General features: G+C 70.7%; 19 protein-coding genes and 1 tRNA gene. 11 read left to right on the top strand and 9 right to left on the bottom strand.

The window, feature by feature from the left end:
* Positions 1 to 6: 6 nt before the first annotated feature.
* The 3 genes from B1759_RS00925 to B1759_RS00915 form a co-directional block, all read right to left on the bottom strand.
* The gene (locus tag B1759_RS00925; protein ID WP_095513150.1) at positions 7 to 423 is read right to left on the bottom strand and encodes a curli production assembly/transport component CsgF; all 417 of its coding nucleotides are present in this window, start codon (positions 421 to 423) and stop codon (positions 7 to 9) included.
* A 64-nt stretch (positions 424 to 487) separates the two neighbouring features.
* On the bottom strand, positions 488 to 973 hold the full coding sequence (locus B1759_RS00920; RefSeq protein ID WP_095513149.1) for a CsgE family curli-type amyloid fiber assembly protein: 486 nt from the start codon (positions 971 to 973) through the stop codon (positions 488 to 490).
* Positions 974 to 1,028: 55 nt separating this feature from the next.
* The gene (locus B1759_RS00915; RefSeq protein ID WP_095513148.1) at positions 1,029 to 1,958 is read right to left on the bottom strand and encodes a DMT family transporter; all 930 of its coding nucleotides are present in this window, start codon (positions 1,956 to 1,958) and stop codon (positions 1,029 to 1,031) included.
* Positions 1,959 to 2,041: 83 nt separating this feature from the next.
* Between B1759_RS00915 and B1759_RS00910 the strand changes: the two genes are divergently transcribed.
* From B1759_RS00910 to B1759_RS00880, 7 genes are all read left to right on the top strand, one after another.
* On the top strand, positions 2,042 to 2,383 hold the full coding sequence (locus B1759_RS00910) for a MerR family transcriptional regulator (protein ID WP_095513147.1): 342 nt from the start codon (positions 2,042 to 2,044) through the stop codon (positions 2,381 to 2,383).
* A 38-nt stretch (positions 2,384 to 2,421) separates the two neighbouring features.
* Positions 2,422 to 2,495, top strand: a tRNA-Pro gene (locus B1759_RS00905).
* Between the two features lie 112 nt (positions 2,496 to 2,607).
* Entirely contained in the window at positions 2,608 to 3,642 is a 1,035-nt protein-coding gene (locus B1759_RS00900; RefSeq protein ID WP_158225049.1) for a RodZ family helix-turn-helix domain-containing protein, read from the top strand.
* Between the two features lies 1 nt (position 3,643).
* Positions 3,644 to 5,902, top strand: coding sequence for an NAD-dependent DNA ligase LigA (ligA, locus tag B1759_RS00895; RefSeq protein WP_095513145.1), 2,259 nt, complete (start codon positions 3,644 to 3,646; stop codon positions 5,900 to 5,902).
* Positions 5,899 to 6,438: a hypothetical protein gene (locus B1759_RS00890; protein WP_095513144.1), complete on the top strand. Its 540-nt coding sequence runs from the start codon at positions 5,899 to 5,901 to the stop codon at positions 6,436 to 6,438. The genes ligA and B1759_RS00890 overlap by 4 nt, the downstream gene beginning before the upstream one ends.
* Before the next feature lie 3 nt (positions 6,439 to 6,441).
* Positions 6,442 to 8,007 carry a sodium:solute symporter gene (locus B1759_RS00885; RefSeq protein ID WP_095513143.1) on the top strand — a complete coding sequence of 522 codons (1,566 nt, stop codon included), beginning with the start codon at positions 6,442 to 6,444 and terminating at the stop codon, positions 8,005 to 8,007.
* Positions 8,004 to 10,490 (top strand): HD family phosphohydrolase, encoded by a 2,487-nt coding sequence (locus B1759_RS00880; protein WP_095513142.1) that lies wholly within the window; start codon positions 8,004 to 8,006, stop codon positions 10,488 to 10,490. The genes B1759_RS00885 and B1759_RS00880 overlap by 4 nt, the downstream gene beginning before the upstream one ends.
* Positions 10,491 to 10,530: 40 nt before the next feature.
* Here B1759_RS00880 and B1759_RS00875 read toward each other — a convergent pair whose 3' ends face one another.
* The 6 genes from B1759_RS00875 to B1759_RS19550 all read right to left on the bottom strand — a co-directional run bounded on the left by B1759_RS00875 (position 10,531) and on the right by B1759_RS19550 (position 16,099).
* Complete coding sequence (locus tag B1759_RS00875; RefSeq protein WP_095513141.1) at positions 10,531 to 11,454, bottom strand: GntR family transcriptional regulator; 924 nt, start codon at positions 11,452 to 11,454, stop codon at positions 10,531 to 10,533.
* Between the two features lie 22 nt (positions 11,455 to 11,476).
* The gene (gene ppgK / locus B1759_RS00870) at positions 11,477 to 12,265 is read right to left on the bottom strand and encodes a polyphosphate--glucose phosphotransferase (RefSeq protein WP_095513140.1); all 789 of its coding nucleotides are present in this window, start codon (positions 12,263 to 12,265) and stop codon (positions 11,477 to 11,479) included.
* A gap of 8 nt (positions 12,266 to 12,273) precedes the next feature.
* Entirely contained in the window at positions 12,274 to 13,254 is a 981-nt protein-coding gene (gene egtD / locus B1759_RS00865; protein WP_198948708.1) for an L-histidine N(alpha)-methyltransferase, read from the bottom strand.
* Positions 13,251 to 14,588 (bottom strand): ergothioneine biosynthesis protein EgtB, encoded by a 1,338-nt coding sequence (gene egtB, locus B1759_RS00860; protein WP_095513139.1) that lies wholly within the window; start codon positions 14,586 to 14,588, stop codon positions 13,251 to 13,253. The genes egtD and egtB overlap by 4 nt, the downstream gene beginning before the upstream one ends.
* Before the next feature lie 102 nt (positions 14,589 to 14,690).
* Positions 14,691 to 15,908 (bottom strand): bifunctional alpha/beta hydrolase/OsmC family protein, encoded by a 1,218-nt coding sequence (locus B1759_RS00855; RefSeq protein WP_095513138.1) that lies wholly within the window; start codon positions 15,906 to 15,908, stop codon positions 14,691 to 14,693.
* Between the two features lie 41 nt (positions 15,909 to 15,949).
* A complete protein-coding gene (locus B1759_RS19550; RefSeq protein ID WP_158225048.1) occupies positions 15,950 to 16,099 on the bottom strand; it encodes a hypothetical protein in 150 nt (49 codons plus the stop codon).
* 56 nt (positions 16,100 to 16,155) lie between these two features.
* Here B1759_RS19550 and B1759_RS00850 point away from each other — a divergent pair, with 56 nt between their 5' ends.
* The 4 genes from B1759_RS00850 (at position 16,156) to B1759_RS00835 (ending at position 21,385) form a co-directional block, all read left to right on the top strand.
* Positions 16,156 to 16,656 carry an MOSC domain-containing protein gene (locus B1759_RS00850; RefSeq protein WP_095513137.1) on the top strand — a complete coding sequence of 167 codons (501 nt, stop codon included), beginning with the start codon at positions 16,156 to 16,158 and terminating at the stop codon, positions 16,654 to 16,656.
* 22 nt (positions 16,657 to 16,678) lie between these two features.
* Entirely contained in the window at positions 16,679 to 18,553 is a 1,875-nt protein-coding gene (dnaG, locus tag B1759_RS00845; RefSeq protein WP_095513136.1) for a DNA primase, read from the top strand.
* 58 nt (positions 18,554 to 18,611) lie between these two features.
* On the top strand, positions 18,612 to 20,870 hold the full coding sequence (ppk1, locus tag B1759_RS00840) for a polyphosphate kinase 1 (RefSeq protein WP_095513135.1): 2,259 nt from the start codon (positions 18,612 to 18,614) through the stop codon (positions 20,868 to 20,870).
* A 74-nt stretch (positions 20,871 to 20,944) separates the two neighbouring features.
* Entirely contained in the window at positions 20,945 to 21,385 is a 441-nt protein-coding gene (locus B1759_RS00835; protein WP_158225047.1) for a plastocyanin/azurin family copper-binding protein, read from the top strand.
* Positions 21,386 to 21,409 lie beyond the last annotated feature (24 nt).

Here is a 21,409-nt window from a genome sequence, read left to right as displayed (position 1 = left end):
AGAGAGCTAGAGGCTGTTGGGGATGGACACGATGGTCTCCTCCCCGGTAAGCAGGTTGAAGAGGCGAATCGAGACGCCGTCGAGACCCGGAGTGATGTCGATCTGGAAGTCCCCCAGCGTGAACGTGCCCGGCTGGGTCAGATCGAGGTCGCCGAACCGGTTCGTGATCAGCTCTCGCGAGAGCTGATTCAGGATCTGGCGCTGGAGCGTGTCGGCGAAGTTGTTGATCGTCGAGTTCTGAGACGCGCCCCCCTCGTCCTCATACTGGTTCTGCAGCTGCGCGGACTGGAGGAGCCAGTTGTAGTTCAGCGGCGAGCCCCCGAACGCCGGGTTGGTCGGCTGGTAGACCAGCTGCTGGGCAGAGGCGGGAGCCGCGACGGCGAAGAGCCCGAGCGCGAGGGCGGCGGAGAAGAGGCGACGCATGGACAGGCAAGAGTGGGGTGGGGGACGATACGGGTGGGGGCATAGGCGGGCAAGGCCCGTCGCATCACCCGTCGCCCTGCGGCAAACGGCGGAGGGTGAAGCCGACCGCCTGCTGTGCCAGGGCCTCGGCGTCTTCCTCCCGGGGCGACAGTCGGGACTGGAACACCAACTCGCCGTCGAGGCGAACCGACACGAGGGTGCCCTGGCCCGGAAGGGGCTGCTCCGACAGGATCACGCTCACGAACCGTGCGCCCTCCGGAGGCTGCCACAGTCGGTAGAAGACGTCGTAGAAGTAGCTCCCCGTCCGCGACAGCGTCTCGTCGACGACCAGCCGGCCGATGCCCATAAACGGATCGGAGTCGTCGGGTCGGACGGTCGGGTCCGTGGGGATCAGGCGCAACTCCCGGCTCTGGGCGAGCATCGCGCGGTACGTCAGCACCGTGCCGTACGCGAACGACTCCGTCGAGTCGGCGCGGGCCTCCTGTCCCATCGCAGAGGGCGAGAGCACCAGGGCGGCGGTTCCGACGGTCAGAAGGACGAGCGAGCGCATGGCCTCAACCTACCGCCGGCCGGCGGCGCCGGTGCGTCCGATCCGTTTCCGGAGATCAGGTCACGGCGGGGACCCCTGCCGGAGCCGCGACGCCGCGACGCCGCACCACCACCACGCCCAGCACGATGAGCAGGCCCCCCAGGATCTGGAGCAGGGTCACCTGCTCCCCGCGCAGCACGATCCCTGCGAGGACGCCGACGACCGGCACCAGATTCGAGAACGCCGCCGTCTTCGACGCACCCACGGTCCGCACGGACTCGTTCCAGATGGCGTATGCGAGACCCGTCGACAGCCCGCCCGAGAAGAGGATCGCGCCGATCTCCGCCGGACCGAAGGCCGACCACGTCACGGTCGGCAACTGAGGGGCTGCCAGGAGCAGGAGGCCGGGAGCCGAAACCACGATTCCCCAGAACGTGAGCCCGAGCGCGGAGGCGCCTCGCTGCATGAGGGGGCGGGAGAGCGCCGTGTAGAGGCCCCACGCCAGCGCGGACCCCAGCATCAAGACCACCCCGGAGCCGTCCGCCTCGAACGCCGCGCCGGGGTTGCCCGCCACCACCAGCGCGACGCCGATCAGGCTCGTCGCTGTGCCGATCCATCCGAGAGGGAGGAGCCGCTCGTGGCCCAGCGTGTGGGCGGTCACCGCCGTCCAGGCCGGGCTGGACGCGATCAGCAGCGCCCCCGTGCCCGCCGACACCCGGTCGATGCCGACGATGAACAGTGCCTGATAGGCGAGGATGCCGAGCAGGCCGATGCCGATGACCCGACCGGCCCCTGCGTCGAACGTTGACAGCGGCGAGACGCCTCGCGTCCGCGCCTGCCGCACGTGCAGCGTGCCCAGCACCGCGGCCGACACCAGAAACCGAAGCAGGTTGACCGTGAATGGCGGCGCGACCTCCAGTGGTAGCTTGATGATCGCGAAGTTGATTCCCCACACCACGACCACGACCAGCAGGCCGACTTCGGGAGCGAGCGAGACGCGCGGCACAGGTTCAGAGGAAGGACGCGCCGAACGTACCCCGCCCGCTCCCGGCGAGTCCGCGACGGCCGGGTCCGCACGCGATCCTCACCATGGCCTCCGGGATCCGAAAGCTCTACTACTCCATCCGCGAAGTCAGCGACATGACGGGTCTCAAGCCGCATGTCCTCCGCTACTGGGAGAGCGAGTTCGAACAACTCCGGCCCAAGAAGAACCGGGCGGGCAACCGGGCCTACACCGATCCCGACATCGACCTCGTCCGTCGCATCCAGCGCCTCGTCCACGACGACAAGTACACCCTGGAGGGCGCCCGGCAGGTGCTCGCGCGCGAGGCCGACGGGGAAGAGGCCTTCGAGGCCGCCGTCTCCGAGCTGTCGCGTGAGGACCTCGTGGACCTGCGTGCGTTTTTGGCGGACGTGTTGCGGGCGCTCTGAGGCTGGTCCTAGTTTTGGCCTCCCGCAAACGCGGATCACGGGTAGTGGCGCAGCCAGGTAGCGCACCAAGCTGGGGGCTTGGGGGTCGTGGGTTCAAATCCCGCCTACCCGACACCGACCGCCCGGCTCACATCGAGCCGGGCGGTTTTCGTTGACGCGCTTCACACTCCCGTTCCCCCCGACGCAGAGGAGGCGCTAGTTTGAGACGCCCCGCCATCTCGCCTGTGCCCTCCGGAACGTTCGAAGCCGATCTCCGCGCGACTCGTGAGGCCCGAGGCCTGTCGCTCGACGACATTCAGCAGCAGACCCGCATCCCCGTCGATGTCCTCAGGCGGTTCGAGGCCGGAGATCTCGTGAGCGACCCGACCTTCAATCAGGTCTACCTGAAGGCGTTCTTGCAGTCGTACGCCAAGGCGGTGGGGTTGTCGCCCAGCACCGTGACTGGCGCCCTCGCAGACCAGTCAGCAGGCCGTTACGCTGGGGCGCTCCACCCCGACTACGACCCGGCCTCGGCCCCACCACCCCCTGCCCCGGAGCCCACGCCGGAGCCCGCGTTGGGCACCCCGGACCGCACGGACGTGGGACCGAAGCCTCCTCCCGCAGTCCAGGCGCTTCGCGAATCGGCCCCGAGCCCGGCGCCGGCCGCCCGAAAGCCGCTCAGCCCCTCGACCCGCAACGCCCGCGTCAGCCGCCCGAGCGTTCCGTCCGCGCGTCGCTCGTTCGACAAGAACTGGACGACGATCCTGGGGCTGTTCGGTGCCTTCGTGGTGATTCTCGCGCTGGCGTTCTACTTCCTCATCTTCCGCGACGACTCGCCCGAGGCGGACACCGAGCAGGTGACGACCGCCGACGGCCAGCAGACCCCCATCGACTCGGTCGGCGTCGGCGCCGCGGCCTCGGCGGGGCCGCGCCTCCAGCTTCCGATTCAGGTCACCCTGACCGCCGGCGGCGACGGGTTGCAGTCGTTCCGCGTGACGGCCGACGACAACTCGCGCCGCCCCTACTGGATCGAGGTCGGCAACTCGGAGGCCTTCCAGGCCGACTCGCTCCTCGTCCTCTGGGGGGAGGACCCGAACCAGGACTTCAGCGAGGCGACGGTGGAGTTCCAGGGCATGCGGTTCACGCCGCCGAGCGGGCGGCCCTTCCAGATCGACCGCGCCAACGGCCAGCAGGTGCTCGACTCGCTCTCGGCCGCTCCCGCCTCGGCGCCGCCCCCGGCCGGCCCGGCACCGACGGTGGATCCCTCGGCAGTCGAATAGCATGGACCTCGTCGGTTCCGCGCTGGACCTGCTGGCTCGCCTCGACGCTCGCCCTCCCGCCGACCTCGCGGAGCAGGAAGCGACCACCCTCGCCGACGCGCTCCGGCCCGTCGTCCGCGGCCTGGGGCGTGCCTACTACACCGAGGGGGAGAGCCTCGTCGGCGACACGCAGTACGACCGACTCTTCCACGCGCTCCGAACGCTCGAAGAGCTTCACCCGTCACTCGTCACGCCCGACTCGCCGACGCACCGCGTCGGGGGGGGGCCGCTGGACGCATTCGAGAAGGTCGAGCACCCCGTCGCCCTGCTGTCGCTCGGCAACGCCTTCGACGGGGACGACCTCCGGGCGTGGGTCGACCGCGTATACAAAGGGCTCGATGCCGTGCTCGCGGAAGACGAGCGGGTCGCCTTCGTCGCCGAACTCAAGATCGACGGCCTGGCACTCGCGCTGACCTACCGGGACGGTGTGCTCGTCCGCGCTGCGACGCGGGGCAATGGCCGCGTGGGAGAGAACGTCACGACCAACGTGCGGACGATCCGCCCCATCCCTCTGCGGCTGGGTCCGGACGTGCCGGACTCGATGGAGGTCCGCGGCGAGGCGTACCTGAGCCGGTCGCGGTTCGAGGTGCTCAACGAGCGACTCGTCGAGGCCGGGGAGAAGCCGCTCGCCAACCCCCGCAACGGGGCCGTCGGCAGCCTCCGCCAGCTCGACCCGACCGTCACGGCTGCGCGCGGACTGGCGTTTTTCGCCTACGGCGTCGGTCCGGTGGAGGGGGGGACGCTTCCGGCGACCCAGTCGGGCGTTCTCGACTGGCTCGGAAGCCGCGGGCTGCCGACCGGTCCGGAGCGGGCCGTGTTCGAGGACGTCGATGCACTCGTGGCCTTCTGCGAGTCCTGGGCCGGCCACCGCGACCGCCTCGACTACGAGATCGACGGGGTGGTGGTGAAGGTCGACCGGCTCGACTACCAGGACGTCCTGGGGCAGGTCTCGACGGCACCGCGCTGGGCCATCGCCTTCAAGTTTCCCGCTCGCGAGGCCACGACGCGGCTGCTCGGCATCGACCACAACGTCGGCCGGACGGGCGTCATCAAGCCGCTGGCGATCCTGGAGCCCGTCCAGGTCGGGGGCGTCACCGTCTCGAAGGCGACGCTCCATAACGCCGACTACATCACCTCGCGCGACATCCGAGTCGGCGACGACGTGGTGGTGAAGCGCGCCGGCGACGTGATCCCGGCCGTGGTCGGCCCCGTCGGCGCCGATCCGGACCGGGACCGGCCAGTCTATCTCCCCCCGGACGCCTGTCCCGTCTGCGGGCGGCCGCTGGTTCGCCCCGAGGGCGAAGTAGACCTTCGTCACCTCGAGGGTGGGTGCCCGGCCCAGCTCCGCCGCGCCGTCGAGCACTTCGTGTCCCGGAACGCCATGGACGTGGACGGTCTCGGCACCAAGGGGGCAGCCCTCCTCGTCGATGTCGAGCTCGTCACCGACCTGCCGGACCTCTTCACGCTCCAGCGAGAGGACCTGCTCGCGCTGGAGGGCTTTAAGGATAAGAAGGTCGACAACGTCCTCGCAGGCGTCGAGGCGGCCCGGCACCGTCCGCTCGCCCGGTTGCTGTTCGGGCTCGGCATCCGTCACGTCGGCGAGACGGTCGCGCGCGACCTCGTCGCCCACCACGACAGCCTCGACGCCCTCGCGGCGGCGGCTGGGGAGGACCTGGAAGCCATCGACGGCATCGGGCCCATCGTGGCCGAGAGCGTGGTCGAGTGGTTCAAGGACGAAGCAAACCGGCGAACCGTCGAGGCGCTCCAGGCCGCTGGAGTGAACACCCGCCGCTTGCCGGAGGAGCGCGTCGCGGCAACCCTCGACGCGTCCGCCCCGCTGGCGGGCGTCACGGTGGTCCTCACCGGGACGCTCCCGACGCTCACGCGTCCGCAGGCCAAGGCGCGCGTGGAGGACGCCGGGGGGAAGGTGAGCGGCAGCGTCTCCAAGAAGACGGGCCTCGTGGTGGCGGGCGAGGCGGCGGGCTCCAAGCTCGACAAGGCGACCGACCTCGGCATCCCGGTCGTCGACGAGGCCGGGCTGCTGGCGATCCTCGCCGGGGCGCCCGTGCCCGGCGCCGACCCGACCGCACCCACCGCGGCGCCGGAGCCGGACGCTTCGGCCCCCGCAACGCCAACGATGACGCTTCCCGATGGGGAGACACGCAGCCTGGACGCCCTCGGGACCGACGATCCAGAGCAGGGGGATCTGTTCGGCTCATGATCGAGCCGATCCGTCAGGCGCTCGCCCAGCGCGCGGCTCGTGCCGCGCTCGCCGCCCGCCGTCCGCGCCCGTTGCCGCTGCTCGCCGACCGCCGGGTGCTGGTGGTGCTGCCGGAGGATGGGCCCGGCCAGCGCGCCGCGTGGTCGCTCCTCGGCACACTCGGCGTGCCGCCCGCGCGGGTTCGGCCGGTGCTGATGGCGCCCTTCGAGGCCGACGTCCCCTCGGCGTTTTCAGCCGACCTGCGGACCGTCGGCGACGACGAGCGCGACTGGCGCCGCCTGCCCACGCCCGCTGTGCGCGCCGATCTCTGGCGCCCCGAGCCGGACGTCGCCCTCAACCTGGCCGATCCGAGCGATCTTGGCGCGGCGCTCCTCGTCGGCGCGTCCCCCGCGGCGGTGCGGATCGGCCGCCACCGGGCCGATCGCGAGGCCTTCTACGACCTGATGCTGCAGGGCGCCTCCGACGCCGTCTCGGCCGCCGAGGCACTCGGCCGCCTGCTCCGCCGTCTCGACCCGCCGGTCCTCCCCACCCGCTAGCCCGTGCTGACGCCCCTCGACTACGTCGTTCTCGCACTGTATGCCGTCGGGATTGTCGCCTTCGGCCTGAAGGCGGGAGGGCGGCAGACGACGACGCAGGACTACTTCCTCGGCGGTCGCGACCTGCCATGGTGGGCCGTCTGCTTCTCGGTCGTCGCGACCGAGACGAGCACGCTCACCGTCATCGGGGTGCCCGCCGTCGCGTATGCCGGGCCGCTGACGTTCCTGCAACTCACGGTCGGGTACCTCATCGGACGCGTGATCGTGGCGACGGTCTTCCTGCCTCGGTACGTGCGTGGGGAGATGCAGACTGCGTATGCCTTCCTCGGGAGCCGCTTCGGCGACCGGATGCGAGGCATGGCGTCGGTGACGTTTTTGCTGACGCGCCTGCTGGCGGACGGCGTCCGGCTGTTTGCGACTGCGATCCCCATCCAGGTCGTCGCGCGGGCGGCGGGATTCGAGGTCGGCTACCCGGCCGTAATCCTGACCATCGGCATCGTGACCGCGGCCTACACCTACGTGGGAGGCCTGAAGGCGGTCGTCTGGATGGACGTGGTGCAGATGGGGATCTACGTCGGCGGGGCCCTGGTCGCGGTCGGGCTGCTGCTCGGCTCCCCCGCCGCCGGGTCCTTCGCCGCGGCGACCGAGGCGGGCAAGCTCCAACTCCTCGACCTGGACTGGAGCGGGTGGGGCATGCTGCTCACCTCGCCCTACGCGCTCCCCGTCGCGGTCCTGGGCGGCGCCGTGTTTTCGATGGCGTCGCACGGGACCGATCAGCTCATCGTGCAGCGCATCCTCGCCACGCGGAGCCTCACCGACGCCAAGAAGGCGATGGTGTGGAGCGGCATCTTCGTGATGCTCCAGTTCGCGCTGTTTCTGGGCGTGGGCCTGCTGCTCTGGATCCACTACGGCGGGGCGCCACTCGCGGACCTCGGCCTGACCCGCGGCGACGAACTGTTCCCGATGTACATCCTTGAGGAGATGCCTCCCGGCCTACGCGGTCTGCTCCTCGCGGGCATCGTGGCCGCGGCCATGAGCACCCTCTCGTCCTCGCTGAACGCACTCGCCGGGTCGACGCTGATGGACCTGCTGGAGCGGTTCGGGACCACCCCGCGCACGCCGGCGCAGGCGCTGTCGCTGAGCCGCGTGCTGACGCTCGTGTGGGCGGGCGTGTTCGTCGGCTTCGCGATGCTCTTCACCGGGCTGGACAACCCGGTGGTCGAACTCGGCCTCGGCATCGCGGGCTTCACCTACGGGGGGCTGCTCGGCGCCTTCCTGCTGGGCCTGCTGTCCCGCCGGGCCACCGAGGCGGACGCCATGATCGCGTTCGGGGTCACCATCGTCGCCATGGTGCTTCTCATCTTCGGGCTCTGGTGGAGCACCGAGATCGGCGCCTGGGTCGTGGACTGGCGGCCGACGGCTGAGGCGCGCGAGGCACTCGGGCTCCGCGCCGTCGCGTGGCCCCTGTACCCGGTCATTGGGAGCGCCCTCACCATCGTGCTGGGCATGGGGCTCGGGCTGCGTCGGCCGGGAGCCGATCCGGCCGGGCAGCGTCAGACGAGCCTATGAGCTTCCTCGATCGCATCGGCCTGTCTCCCAAGTCCGGGCGCTACTCCCGCCGGGCGGGGCTCCGCACGGACCGCCGTGCCGACCGGGACACGCCCCGCATGGGACGCAAGGACGTGTTGGCCCGCGTCGGCATGTTCCTCGTGCTGGCCGTGCTGGCGTTGCTGGCGTTCCCCAACGTCGCCGTCTACGACGGGACGGCCCGCGTCGGAGACGTGTGGCAGTCCGACGACGTGGTGGCGCCGTTCGACTTCTCCATCCGCCTGCCGGAGGAAGAGATCCAGGCGCGGCGCGACTCCGTGCTCCAGTCCGAGGCGCCCATCTTCAGTGAGCGGCCCGAGGCCCTCGCCCAAACCCTCGCGCGCCTCGACTCGGTCGATGCCCGTCTGGATTCTGCGTTTGCAGCGTACGTCGCCTGGGAGCAGTCCCAGAGCCGCCTCGACGAGGTGACCGTCGCAGACCCAGCCACGGACGAGCCGGTCGACCTCAGCGGCCTCCGCGCCGCGCTGCGCCGCGACTCGCTTCGCTACATCGAGCAGCGTCAGGCCCTGTCGCTCAGCCTCAGCCCCCGCCAGTGGGATCTCATGCTGCGCTCGGCCTTTGACGTCGCGACAGGCCGCGCGCCCGGCCCGACGCTGGACGACCGACTGCTGGGGGAGGACAGTCGCATCGCGCGTGAGTTGCTCGGCCGAGGGGTTCTCAACGTGCCGATCGACTCGGTTCGCTCCCCGACCCTCCTCGTCCAGGATCTCGACCAGCGGAGCGAGACCGAGCGCCGCCGCTCCGACGTCGTCGGCATCGACGAGGCGATCGTTCTGGCGCGGCGGAGCCTGTTCGCGGCGTTCCCGAGCCACCCCGACACCGTCGCCATCGGTGCGGCCCTGTTCGCCTCCGCGCTCGACCCCTCGCTCGTCTACGACGCGGAGGCGACCGAGCGGAAGCGGAACCAGACCCTGAACTCGGTGCTGCCGACCCGAGGGCGCGTCCGAGAGAGCCAGATCATCATCCGGCGCTACGACGAGGTCACGCAGGCGCGCTTCGAGATGCTCCAGTCGCTCGACTACGCGCAGCGCGAGCGGAGTGGCGACAGCTCGTGGATCGCGACCGTGCTGGGGCGCTCGATCCTCGTGTTCTCGGCCATCGCGCTGTTCTTCCTCTACACGTACCTGCTCCGCCCCGCCATCTTCGCGAACCTGAGGAAGTTCACGCTGGCGTGCATCGTGCTGGGGGGGGTGATCTTCGGCTTCCTGATCGCAGGCGCGTTCGGAGGCGCGGCGCCCTACGCCGTTCCCGTCGCGCTCGCCTCGATCCTGCTGACGATCGTGTTCGACAGCCGCGTGGGCAGCTTCGCTACGATGACGCTGGCAGCCATCGGCGGGCTCGCGTTCGGGTACGACTTCCCGTTCACCTTCGCGACCCTCATCGTCGGCGTGCTGGCGGTGTTCTCGGTGCGCGACGTAAAGAACCGCAGCCAGATCCTGGCCTCGGCGGGGCTCGTGTTCCTGGCCTACACGCTGGTGCTGGTCGGCCACGAGCTGCTCCGGGCCGACCCGTTCTCGTCGCTCTTCTGGGCCGACCTGGTCGCCGTCGCCGTCAACGCCGCGCTGATCATGCTGGCCGCGCCGCTGCTCTGGGGCATGGAGCGCGTCTTCGGCGTCACCACCGACATGACCCTCTTGGAGCTCTCCGACACGAACCGGACGCTCCTCAAGAAGCTCTCGATGCAGGCGCCGGGCACGTTCAACCACTCGCTTCAGGTCGCCAACCTCGCCGAGGCGGCCGCGGACGCCATCGGCGCGAACGCGCTCCGGGCGCGCGTCGGGGCGCTGTACCACGACATCGGGAAGATGCTCAAGCCCGAGTACTTCATCGAGAACCAGCAGCCGGGCGAGAACCCCCACGAGAAGATCAAGCCGTCCATGAGCGCGCTCGTGATCGCGGCCCACGTCAAGGAGGGCGTCCAGCTGGGCCGCGAGCAGAACCTGCCGCAGGTGGTGATCGACTTCATCGCCAGTCACCACGGGACGAGCCTCATCGAGTTCTTCTACCGCAAGGCCCAGGAGGCCGAGGAGGACCCGGCAGTGGTGGACGAGTCCGACTACCGCTACCCCGGCCCGCGCCCGCAGACCAACGAGCAGGCCATCGTGATGCTCGCCGACTCCATCGAGGCGGCCTCGCGCAGCCTCAGCAAGCCCACGCCCCGGCGGCTGGAGACGCTCATCGAAGGCATCGTGGCCTCCCGCGTCGCCGACGGCCAGCTGGACGAGTCCACCCTGACGTTCGCCGACCTCGCCCGCATCAAGGACGCCTTCCACAGCCTCCTGTGTGGCATCTACCACTTCCGGGTCCGGTACCCGGATCAGGAGGAGGAGTCGACGGCTGGCGATGGGGCGGCTGCGACGGCGGACCCCCCGGCCGAGCCCGTCGCCGAGGCCGAGGCGGACGAGACCAAGCCCACCTCGGAGGAGCGGTCGACGCTGGGATAGGCGGGGCGGTCGGGCAATGAAGGCAGGCCCCGCTCCTTCGCTATCCAGCCAGCGCGTCGCGGATGCGGGCCAGCGAGGCGGGCGCGAGCGTCGGCACCATCTCTGCGTTGGGCGTCTCCATGCGCTGCAGCAACGGGCGCACGCGCCGCCGGGCCTGGGGCGTGTAGGCCACGAAGGCCGACTGGCGGACGACCGTTTCCACCTGCCGTCGATCGGCGTCCACGGGCAGGCCGAGCAGGGTGCCCGCGAAGCCGGTCCGCGACCGGATCTCGTCGGACAGCGGCGCGACGGCGTCGGCGTGGCGGCTGACCAGACCGAGGGACTCGCCGGGACCCAGACGGGCGATGCGTTCGAGCACGTCGAGCGGGTACTCGACCGCGGCGCCGACGATCTCGGCGGTCGGACGGGCGCGGCGCGCGGTCCGCAGATCGGGAAGGGCCACCACGAGGCCGTCGAGGGTGTCGAGGTCGGCCAGGTCGGTCAGCAGGGAGGGGATGACGCGCTCTTGCAGGGCCGCCCCGGCCTGCTCGGCGCCACTCTCGGCCAGCTCGCGGTAGCCCGCCGCGAACACGAGCGTCCGACGCACCCCCGGCCGCTCGAAGAACTGCAACCCCTCCTGCACGACGTACTCGACCTCCTCGTCGTTGAGCCCGAGGCCGACGAGCTTGTGGAGCGCTTCCTCGACCACGCCCGCGCCACGCTCCAGCCGCTCGGCCCGCGACAGCGTCTGGCGCTCCAGGACGACGTAGCCGCCGCCCCGGCGCACGTCCACGATGCCCTCCTCGGCGAGCCGCTGGTACGCCTTGCGGACCGTGTGGAACGAGATGCCCAGCTGGTCGCCCATCACCCGCGTAGACGGCAGGCCCGAGCCGGGCCGGTAACGGCCTGACGCGATCTCGTAGCGCATCGCCTCGACGAGCTGTTCGGCGAGAGGGAGCGGTGCGTCGCGGTCGAGCTCGATCACGGCGAGGGAGCCGCGCTCCGCGTCATTCCCCCTTGAGCATCTGGCGAGCCGCCACGGCCGCGCCGACGATGCCCGCCTCGTTGCCCAGCTTCGCCGGGACCAGCGTCGCCTTCGTCTTCAGGAACGGCGAGAACGCCCCCCACCGCTCAGGCTTGCTGACGCCGCCGCCGATGATGATCAGGTCCGGCGAGAGCAGGAACTCATACATCTCCAGCACTGGTTGCACGCGGCGCTTCGCCCAGCGCTCCCAGGTCAGGTGCTCCTTCGTACGGATCGAGTCGGCCGCGACGTGCTCAGCGATGCGCTTGTCGAACTTGATGTGCCCGAACTCGGTGTTGCGGACGAGGTGCCCATCGGTGAAGAGCGCGCTGCCGATGCCCGTACCGAGCGTCAGCATGAGCACGGTGCCCTTCTTGCCCCGCCCGGCGCCGAAGGCAACCTCGGCGAGCCCTGCCGCGTCGGCGTCGTTGAGGACCGCCACGGGGACGCCACAGGTCTTGCTGAACAGCTTCTCCGCGTTCGTCCCGATCCAGGCGTCGTCGATGTTGGCAGCCGTCTGGACGACGCCCCGCACCACGCGCCCTGGGATCGTGCACCCGATGGGCTTCTTCCACCCGACCTGCTCCATGATCTGGCAGACGGTCTCGGCACACGCCTGAGGCGTCGCGGGCTGAGGCGTCGGGATGCGGACCCGGTCGGCGACCAGGACGCCCTTCTTGGTGTCCACCGGTGCGCCCTTGATGCCCGAGCCGCCGATGTCCACCCCGAGGATCTTCCGGGGCGCGCGTTTCGACTTGGATGATTTGGCCATGCGGGAAGCTACCGCGAGCCCGCACCGTCTGCCGCATAGAGCTCCACGGCGAACCAGCCGCGCGCGTCGGTCCACCGTTGCTGACGCACGAGCCCGGCCGCCTCGGCGAGGGCGCCGAGGCCGTCGGGGCCGTACTTGTGGGAGTTTTCGGTGTGGATGGTCTCGCCTGCGGCGAAGGCGAACGGGTGGCCGAGGACGGTCAGCGTCTGGTCGCGGAGGCTGCGGAGATGCATCTCGACGCGTCGGGCGTCTGGGTCGAGGCGGACCGCGTGCGCCCACGCATCCAGGTCTGCGTCGCCGTCCAGCTCGGCGTTGATCCGGCGGAGGAGGTTCAGGTTGAAGTCCGCCGTGACGCCCTCGGGGTCGTCGTAGGCGAGGCGCAGCACGTCGGCGTCCTTCCACTGGTCCATGCCGACGAGCAGCGCGCCGTCGTCGCCGATCTGCTCCGCCACGTGCGCCAGGAACGTCGCTGTCTCGTCCAGGGAGAAGTTGCCAATGGTGGAGCCCGGGAAGAACACCACGATCCGCGACGTCTCCTCCGGGAGATCGGGCAGGTCGAACGGCTTCGTGTAGTCGGCCGCGACGGGCAGCACGGGCAGGCCGGGGTACGCCTCCCGGAGTCCCGCGGCCGTCTCCAGCAGGAACGTCTCCGAGATGTCGATGGGCACATAAGCCGCCAGCGTCCGTCGCGCGTGGAGCGCGTCGAGCAGGATGCGCGTCTTGTCGCTGGAGCCGCTGCCATACTCGACCAGGGCCGCGTTCTTGCCGATGGCGTCGACCATCGCGTCGCCGTCGTCCAGGAGGATCTGGCGCTCGGTGCGCGTCGGGTAGTAGGCGTCGAGGCGGGTGATGGCGTCGAACAGCCGCGACCCGCGCTCGTCGTAGAAGTACTTGGCGGGCAGCGTCCGCGGGGTGGCGGACAGGCCGGCGAGAACGTCGCGCGCGAAGGCGGAGGTCGGCGAGTCGGTGGCGGGGAGGTCAGAGATCACGAGCGCGCGAGGCGGAGGCCCGTGAACTGCCACGTGGCGTCGGGCGGGAAGAAGTTGCGGTACGTCGGCCGGATGTGGCTCTGCGAGGTGGCGACGCTGCCGCCGCGGAGCACGAACTGGTTGGCCATGAACTTGCCGTTGTACTCCCCCAGGGCGCCCTCGACGGGCCGATAGCCGGGGTACGGGGAGTACTGGCTGTGCGTCCACTGCCACACCTCCCCGAACATCTGTCGGAGAGCGGGCTGGGTGGCTGGAGCGCCGTCGCCGCCGACCGGCTCGGCAGGGGCAGGGTGGAGGCGCCCCGCGTCGACGAAGGCGCCGGGCGCGTCGCCGGTGCCATCCCAGACGGTCCGGCTGGCGACCTCCCACTCGGCCTCGCTGGGGAGGCGGGCGCCCGCCCAGCGCGCGTAGGCGTCGGCCTCGAAGTAGCTGAGGTGCGTGACCGGCTCGTTCGGGTCGACGCGGCGCATCCCGGCGAGTGTGTAGTGCCACCACGCGCCGTCGCGCTGCTCCCAGTAGAACGGCTCTGTCCAGCCCTTCTCGACGCGCGTGGCCCAACCGAGCGACAGCCAGAGGGGCGCCTGCTCGTAGCCGCCATCGGCCATGAAGGCGAGGTACTCGCCGCAGGTCACGAGGCGGTCGGCCACCTCGAAGCCCTCCACGAAGGCGCGGTGCCGCGGCCCCTCGTTGTCGAAGTGGAACCGCCCCCGGCTCGTGTCGGCGTCGGTGGACTCGAAGCCGATCTCGTGGAGCCCAGCCTCGAACGACCGCCAGCGCAGCGGGCCGGGGTCCACCGTGGCCGCCTCGGGGCGCTCGCGAACAGCCGGGCGCAGCGGGTTGACGGCGAAGACGTGCTTCAGGTCCGTCACCATCAGCTCCTGGTGCTGCTGTTCGTGGTGGAGCCCGACCTCGACCACGTCGGCGATCTCAGGGTGCGAGGCCTCGTCGAACCCGTCGAGGAAGCGGTCCATCGCCTCGGTGACGTGCCGGCGGTACGCGAACACGTCGGCCACGGTGGGACGCGAGAGGTAGCCCCGCTGGGCGCGGCAGTGGCGCTCTCCCGCCTGGACGTAGTAGCTGTTGAAGAGGAACGGATAGCGCTCGTCGTAGAGCGCGTATCCCTCCGCGTAGGGCGTCAGCACGAAGGTCTCCCAGAACCACGTCGTGTGGGCCAGGTGCCACTTGGTCGGCGACACGTCTTCCATCGACTGGACGACGAAGTCCTCGGTGGCGAGGCCGTCGCAGAGCGACTCGGTGAACGCGCGGACCTCGGCGAACCGGGCCGCGAGGTCGGCGCGGACGGCGGGCGGGGAGGGGGGATCTGCAGCCAGCATGGTGGAGCGGTCGGGGGGAGGGCGGACCGGATCGGACGGCGTCGGGTTCCGGTCCGACGGCCACTCCGGGGACGCCCCCACACCCCGATTTCCTACCTGCGTCTACGCCGCCTCGGTCACGATCTGGATGTCGCCCTCCAGCGTCCGGTGGACCGGGCACCTGTCGGCGATCTCCAGGAGGCGGGCCCGCGTGGCTTCGTCCAGGTCGCCGTCGAGGCGGACGGTCCGGGTGAGGCGGCTGATCTGGCCCTCTTGCGTCAGGCACGCCTCGCAGTCGGCCGCGTGGAGGCGCGCGTGGCTCACCGTGACCCCGACGCCGTCGAGCGGCAGCGACTTCCGGTCGGCGTACATCCGGATCGTCATCGCGGTGCAGGCGCCGAGTGCCATCCCGAGGAGGTCGTAGGGCGTCGGGCCGGTCTCGGTGCCGCCGACAGACGCGGGCTCGTCGGCGACGAGGGAGAAGCCGCGAGCCGACAGGGCGGTGCGGAATCCGGTCGGACCGATCTCGACCGACACCGTCGGGTCGTCGTAGGCGGGTGGCGCCTCAGCAGACGGGCAGAGGTAGCGGCTGGCCCAGGCCGCGAGCACGTCGGCGACGAAGCGGGCGTCTGCGGGGGCCGTCAGGAGGTGGTCGGCGCCGTCGAGCGAGACGAAGCTCTTCGGGTGCCGGGCGGCCTCGAAGAGATGACGCGCCTGCTCAATGCCGACGGTTTCGTCCTGCGGTGAGTGGAACACCAGCAGCGCCCGGCCGAGCCCCGCGATCCGCGCCTGCATCCGGTCGTGGGTGTCGAGGTCGTCGAGGAACTGCTTCTTGATGGTGAACGGCCGACCGCCGAGATCGACCACCGCCTCGCCGTCGGTCAGGATGTCTGCCTCCTGCGCCATCAGGTGCTGGCGGACGTGTCCGGGGTCACAGGGGGCCCCGATGGTGGCGACCGCGCGGACGCTGGGGAGTTCGGCTGCGGCGACCACCGCCGCCGCCCCGCCGAGCGAATGCCCGATCAGCAGCTGGGGCGCCTCGTGGACCGTCTCGAGGTGTCGCGCCGCAGCGACGAGGTCGGAGACGGTCGACGAGAACGACGTGTCCTCGAACGCGCCCTCGGACTGCCCGAGGCCGGTGAAGTCGACCGACAGGACGCCGAGCCCGCGCTCCGTGAGCGCCGACGCGATCCGGCGCACGGCGTGGAGGTCCTTCGAGCACGTGAAGCAGTGCGCGAAGAGAGCGTAGGCCTCGGGCTCGCCGACCTCGGGGAGGTCGAGGCGGGCGGCCAGCGCGTGGCCGGAGGCGTTGGACAGGCGGTGGGATTCGGAGCGGGGCATCGGGCTCGGAGGGGGGCTCCGAACGGTACGACGCCCGGCCGCTACGCGTCGATGTCGGTGTCGCCGTCGTCGTCGCGCACGTCCGAGTCGTCGTCGGCGCGGCCCTGCGGGGTGGGGGGGATCTCCTGATCGACCTCGGTGATGTCGTCGTCGGTGGCGGAGGTGTCGGCGGGAGTCTGGGCGTCGGCCATGGGACCTGGGGGAGTGGAGCGCGTTGACCCCCGAGCCCGACCCTCCGTTCCGCGCCATGACCGGCCGCCTCGTCTCGATCTACCTGGCCTCCGCTGCAGGCGCCCCGGTCCGCGCCGTGCCCGAGGTGGAGGCGCTCGCCGGGCGCGGGCTCGCGGGCGACCGGTACGCCGACGGCGCGGGCTCGTTCAGCCGATGGCCGGGGAACGGGCGTGACGTGACGCTCATCACCGCGGAGGCGCTGGCGGCGGCAGAGGCGGAATTCGGCGTGGCTGTCGGCGCCGGGCAGCACCGGCGCAACCTCGTCGTCGAGGGCGTGCCGCTGGCGGACCTCCGCGGGGTCCCGTTCCAGATCGGGGGCGCGCGGTTCGAGGGTGTGCGGCGGTGCGCGCCCTGCAAGTACCTCGTCCGGGTGACGGGGCAGGAGCGGATCTTCGACGCGCTGGTGCGGCGAGGTGGACTCCGCGCCTCCGTTATTGCATCCGGCGTGGTGCGCGTCGGCGACGAGGTCTCGTGGGATCCCGTCGACATCGAACACCGCCGCACCCTTCCGGGGTAACCTCCGCAGTCCCCCCGATTCCATGGCTGGCATCCCCGACTCCGTCATCGAAGAAGTCCGCGCTGCGTCCGACCTCGTGGACGTGGTGAGCGACCGCGTGCGGCTCAAGAAGCAGGGGAGCAGCTATATCGGGCTCTGCCCGTTCCACAACGAGAAGACGCCGTCGTTCAACGTGGTGCCCGACAAGGGCTTCTTCCACTGCTTCGGGTGCCGGGAGTCCGGGGACGTGTTCTCGTTCGTCCAGAAGATCGAGGGCGCGGGCTTCCTGGACGCGGTCCGCCTGCTGGCCGACCGCGCGGGCATCGAGATCCGGGAGGAGGGCGCCAGCACCGAGGGCGACCGGAAGGCGGGGCTCCACGCGGCGCTCCGGTTCGCGGCGGGCTACTTCTACACGACCCTCGGCACCCCGGAGGGCGAGCGGGCGGTCGCCTACCTGAAGAGCCGGGGCTTTTCGAAGGAGGCCGTGCGCGAGTTCGGCATCGGTGTCGCCACGCCGGCCTGGGACGGCCTCGTCCAGGCGGCCACCGAGGCGGGCTACAAGCCCGAGGTGCTGGAGGCGGTCGGCCTCGTCAAGGAGCGCCAGGGCGGCGGCTTCTACGACGTGTTCCGCGACCGGCTGATGTTCCCCATCCTGTCGCCCATCGGCAAGGTGCTCGGCTTCGGCGGGCGCATCCTGCCGGACACCCAGACCGGCAGCGCGGACTACACGCCAGCCAAGTACGTCAACTCGCCCGAGACGGAGGTCTACCAGAAGAGCCAGGTGCTCTACGGGATGAAGCAGGCCAAGCGCGCCATTCGGACCGAGCGCGAGGCCATCATCGTGGAGGGCTACGCGGACGTGGTGTCGCTGTGGGACGCGGGCGTCCGCAACGTGGTCGCGGCCAGCGGGACGGCCCTCACGAGCCAGCAGCTCGATGCCCTGAAGCGGCTCGACGTGCAGCGTCTCGTGCTCCTGTTCGACGCCGACGAGGCCGGCCAGAGCGCGGCCCAGAAGGGCATCGACCGGGCGCTCGACGCCGAACTGGCGCCCTACGCCGTCACGCTCCCCGACGGTGCCGACCCCGACTCGTTCGTCCGTCAGTTCGGGACCGAGGCGTTCCGGACGGTGCTCCGGGAGGAGCGGATGGACTTCGTGGCGTTCCTCGCCCGTCGTGCCCGCCAGGCCGGCCGCCTCGCGACGCCCGAGGGCAAGGCCGAGGTGGTCCGCGACGTGCTGGCCACGATCCGGCGCATGCAGGACCCGATCCTCGTGGAGGGCTACCTGCGGCGCGCGTCGCAGGAGCTGGACGTGGTGGATACCGACATTCGGCGGCTGTTCGGCGGGCAGAAGCCCAAGCCTGCGCCGCGTCGCTTCGAGCGGGAGCCCGAGGTCCGCGAGCGGGCTCCGGTGGAGGTCCCGGTCGTGCGTCCCGAAGAGGCGATGCTGATCCGGCTCATGGTCGAGCACGGCAGTCCGATGGTCGAGCACATCCTCACCCGGATGGGCGTCGACGAGTTCACCGAGGGGCCGTCGCAGCGTGTGGTCGCGGCGCTGATCGCGCAGTTCGAGGCGGGCACGGTCGAGGCCGCGCCGTTCATCCGCGGCGACTTCGGGGAGGCCGAGCGCGTGCTCGTGACCGACGCCCTCGCCGAGCGGCACGGGCTCTCCGGCAACTGGCTCTCGAAGGTGGGCGTCAACGCCAAACAGCGCGACGACCAGCCGTTCGCCGCCGCCACCAGCGCCATGCGCCTCCTCAAGCTCGACCGCGTCCAGGAGGCGATCACCTCGCTGACCCGGGAGATCCAGGCCGCCGAGCGGGCCGGGGAGGACATCGAGCACCTCCAGGTCGAGGTCGGCGCCCTCAACGACCTCCGGCGGCAGATCGACAGCGGCGAGTTCATGGAGTGGTCGGCCTGACGGGGGAGCGCGGAGCCTCCCGGCGCGTTCTACCTTCCCGACGACCCCCCGAGCACCCATGGCCAACGCCCCTTCTGACGAAACGCCCCCCCAGCCTCTCCTCGAGGCCGAGATCGAACGGGACGCACTGCCGGAGCCTGCGGAGCCCGTGCATGTCGAGGCCGCGGACCGGCGGGACCAGGAGCTGACGCTGGCGGTCGTGCCTTCGGAGGTGCCGGAGGACCCGTCCCTGGACGATCCGTCGCTCTACTTCAACCGGGAACTGAGCTGGATCGACTTCAACTCACGCGTCCTCTTCCAGGCCATGGACGAGCGGGTTCCGCTGCTGGAGCGCGTCCGGTTCGTCGCCATCACGGCCAACAACCTCGACGAGTTCTACCGCAAGCGGATCGGGGGCCTCAAGCGCCAGCTCGGCGCAGGCGTCCGCGCGCTCTCGCCCGACGGGCGGACGCCGCGGGAGCAACTGGACCTCTCGACCGACGCCGCGCTCGCCATGCAGCGCGAGCTGTCGCGCCTCTGGGAGGACGAACTCCGTCCCGACCTCGCCGAGGCGGGCGTGGTGGTCCGCGAGTACGACGACCTCGAAGACGAGGAGCAGGCCGCCCTCGACCGCATCTTCCGGGAGACCATCTTCCCGATCCTGACGCCGCTGGCCGTCGACTCGGGGCATCCGTTCCCGTTCATCTCCAACCTGTCGCTGTCGCTCGCGGTCACGCTCCGCCACCCGACCCGCGGCACCGAGCACTTCGCCCGGCTCAAGGTGCCGACGGGCCGGGGGCGCTTCCTGGAGGTCGAGGGCACCGACCACCATGTGGTCGCGGTGGAGGACGTGATCGCCAACAACGCCGAGGAGCTGTTCCGCGGCATGGAGGTCGAGGGCGTCTACGCCTTCCGCGTCACCCGCAACGCGAGCGTCGACCGGAGTGAGGAGGAGGCCGACGACCTGCTGGCGATGATCTCCGAAGAACTCCGCGAGCGCAAGTTCTCCGAGGTGGTCCGCCTGGAGGTCGAGCACCACATGCCCGAGCGTGTCCGCGAGCTGCTCTGCCGCGAGCTCAACCTGACCGAGTCCGAGGACGTGGTGGAGGTGGATGGGCTGCTCGACCTGTCGGGCCTCTTCTCGCTGGCCGACACGGACCGCCCGGACTTGAAGGACCTGCCCTGGGAGCCCGTGGTGCCCATCCGCCTGCGGCACATGGTGCTGGAGGACGACGAGGACATGTTCTCCGTCATCCGCAAGGGCGACCTGCTGGTCCATCACCCGTACGAAAGCTTCGCGGCGACCACCCAGCGCTTCATCGAGGAGGCCGCCGAGGACCCCAAGGTGCTCGCCATCAAGTTGACGCTCTACCGGACGAGCCAGGACAGCCCCATCGTCCGCGCCCTCATCCGGGCCGCCGAGGCGGGCAAGCAAGTGGCCGCGCTGGTGGAACTCAAGGCGCGCTTCGACGAGGAGAACAACATCGAGTGGGCGCAGAAGCTGGAGCGGACCGGGGCGCACGTCGCCTACGGACTGGTCGGGCTCAAGACCCACGCCAAGACGACGCTCGTGGTCCGCGAGGAGGCGGGCGGACTGAAGACGTACGCGCACCTCGGGACGGGCAACTACAACCCGAGCACGGCGCGCTTCTACACCGACTTCGGGCTGTTCACGTGCCGCGAGGACATCGGTGAGGACCTCGTGGGGCTGTTCCACTTCCTGACCGGCTACGCGCCCGAGCAGGAGTACCAGTCGCTGGCGGTGGCGCCCCGTGACCTGCGGCCGCGGTTCGTGGAACTGATCCGCCGCGAGATCGAGCACGCGAAGGCCGGGCGGAAGGGCCGCATCATCGCCAAGATGAATGCGCTCGACGACGTGGGCATCATCCAGGAACTCTACAAGGCCAGCCAGGCAGGCGTCCGGGTCGACCTCATCATCCGGGGCCACACGCGGATGCGGCCGGGGGTCCCCGGCGTGTCCGAGAACGTCCGGATCGTGTCGATCGTGGGGCGTTTTCTGGAACACAGCCGCATCTACTACTTCCACAACGGCGGCGATCCGGACATCCTCATCGGCTCGGCCGACTGGATGCGCCGCAACCTCGACGACCGCGTCGAGGTGGTGCTCCCGGTCGAGGACGAGACGGCGCGCGCCCGCTTGAAGCGAACGCTCAAGTTCTGCCTCGATGACAACCGTCAGGCCTGGGACCTCGGTCCGGACGGGCGGTACTCGCTGCGCTGGCCCGCCGAGGACGAGCCCGTCCGCGCCTTCCACGATACGCTCATGCACCGCGCCAAACGCCGCACCGAGGAGGACGACGCGGCATGGTCGTTCTAGGCAGTCCGATGCATCTGGACAGACGAAACGAAGGGCGTCGATGGGAAGGCCGGTGTCGGGTCCTGTGCGGCGTCGTGCTCCTGCTCGGCCTCGGGGCGTGCGCGGAGCCGCCCGGTCCGTCGCCGGAGCAGCAGGCGCTGTTCGCGCAAGCGGTGGACGCCGAGGTGGTGGTCCGGGCGGCGAAGAACGCGATGCGCTTCGAGACCCTCCGCGTCGAGGCGCCCGCGGGTGCCACCGTGCGCCTCGTGATCGACAACGCGGAGACGACCAGCCCCGCGATGGTCCACAACGTGGTCGTCGTGGCTGCCGAGGCAGACGTGGAGCGCATCGGGCAGGAGGCGTCGGGCGACCGGCTCCCCGACGACCCTGCGATTCTCACCGCGACGCCCCTCGCCGGGCCGGGCGAACGGATGGCGGTGGTGTTCACCATGCCCCCGCCGGGCGAGTACCCGTTCATATGCACCTACCCCGGCCACGCGCGCTTCATGCAGGGCACGCTGGTGTCGACGCCGTAGCGGACAGCGACAGGGGGCCACTCC

The organism is Rubrivirga sp. SAORIC476 (assembly GCF_002283555.1).
Classification (GTDB): Bacteria; Bacteroidota; Rhodothermia; order Rhodothermales; family Rubricoccaceae; genus Rubrivirga.
This window is presented reverse-complemented; position numbering and strand designations above follow the sequence as displayed.

What these genes read in the sequence shown, in the direction of transcription:
- B1759_RS00855 (WP_095513138.1), bottom strand. Translation starts at nt 15,908, where the DNA reads ATGCCCCGCTCCGAATCCCACCGCCTGTCCAACGCCTCCGGCCACGCG.
- B1759_RS00890 (WP_095513144.1), top strand. Translation starts at nt 5,899, where the DNA reads ATGATCGAGCCGATCCGTCAGGCGCTCGCCCAGCGCGCGGCTCGTGCC.
- B1759_RS00925 (WP_095513150.1), bottom strand. Translation starts at nt 423, where the DNA reads ATGCGTCGCCTCTTCTCCGCCGCCCTCGCGCTCGGGCTCTTCGCCGTC.
- ppk1 (WP_095513135.1), top strand. Translation starts at nt 18,612, where the DNA reads ATGGCCAACGCCCCTTCTGACGAAACGCCCCCCCAGCCTCTCCTCGAG.
- dnaG (WP_095513136.1), top strand. Translation starts at nt 16,679, where the DNA reads ATGGCTGGCATCCCCGACTCCGTCATCGAAGAAGTCCGCGCTGCGTCC.
- B1759_RS00920 (WP_095513149.1), bottom strand. Translation starts at nt 973, where the DNA reads ATGCGCTCGCTCGTCCTTCTGACCGTCGGAACCGCCGCCCTGGTGCTC.
- ligA (WP_095513145.1), top strand. Translation starts at nt 3,644, where the DNA reads ATGGACCTCGTCGGTTCCGCGCTGGACCTGCTGGCTCGCCTCGACGCT.
- egtB (WP_095513139.1), bottom strand. Translation starts at nt 14,588, where the DNA reads ATGCTGGCTGCAGATCCCCCCTCCCCGCCCGCCGTCCGCGCCGACCTC.
- ppgK (WP_095513140.1), bottom strand. Translation starts at nt 12,265, where the DNA reads ATGGCCAAATCATCCAAGTCGAAACGCGCGCCCCGGAAGATCCTCGGG.
- B1759_RS19550 (WP_158225048.1), bottom strand. Translation starts at nt 16,099, where the DNA reads ATGGCCGACGCCCAGACTCCCGCCGACACCTCCGCCACCGACGACGAC.
- B1759_RS00850 (WP_095513137.1), top strand. Translation starts at nt 16,156, where the DNA reads ATGACCGGCCGCCTCGTCTCGATCTACCTGGCCTCCGCTGCAGGCGCC.
- B1759_RS00880 (WP_095513142.1), top strand. Translation starts at nt 8,004, where the DNA reads ATGAGCTTCCTCGATCGCATCGGCCTGTCTCCCAAGTCCGGGCGCTAC.
- B1759_RS00910 (WP_095513147.1), top strand. Translation starts at nt 2,042, where the DNA reads ATGGCCTCCGGGATCCGAAAGCTCTACTACTCCATCCGCGAAGTCAGC.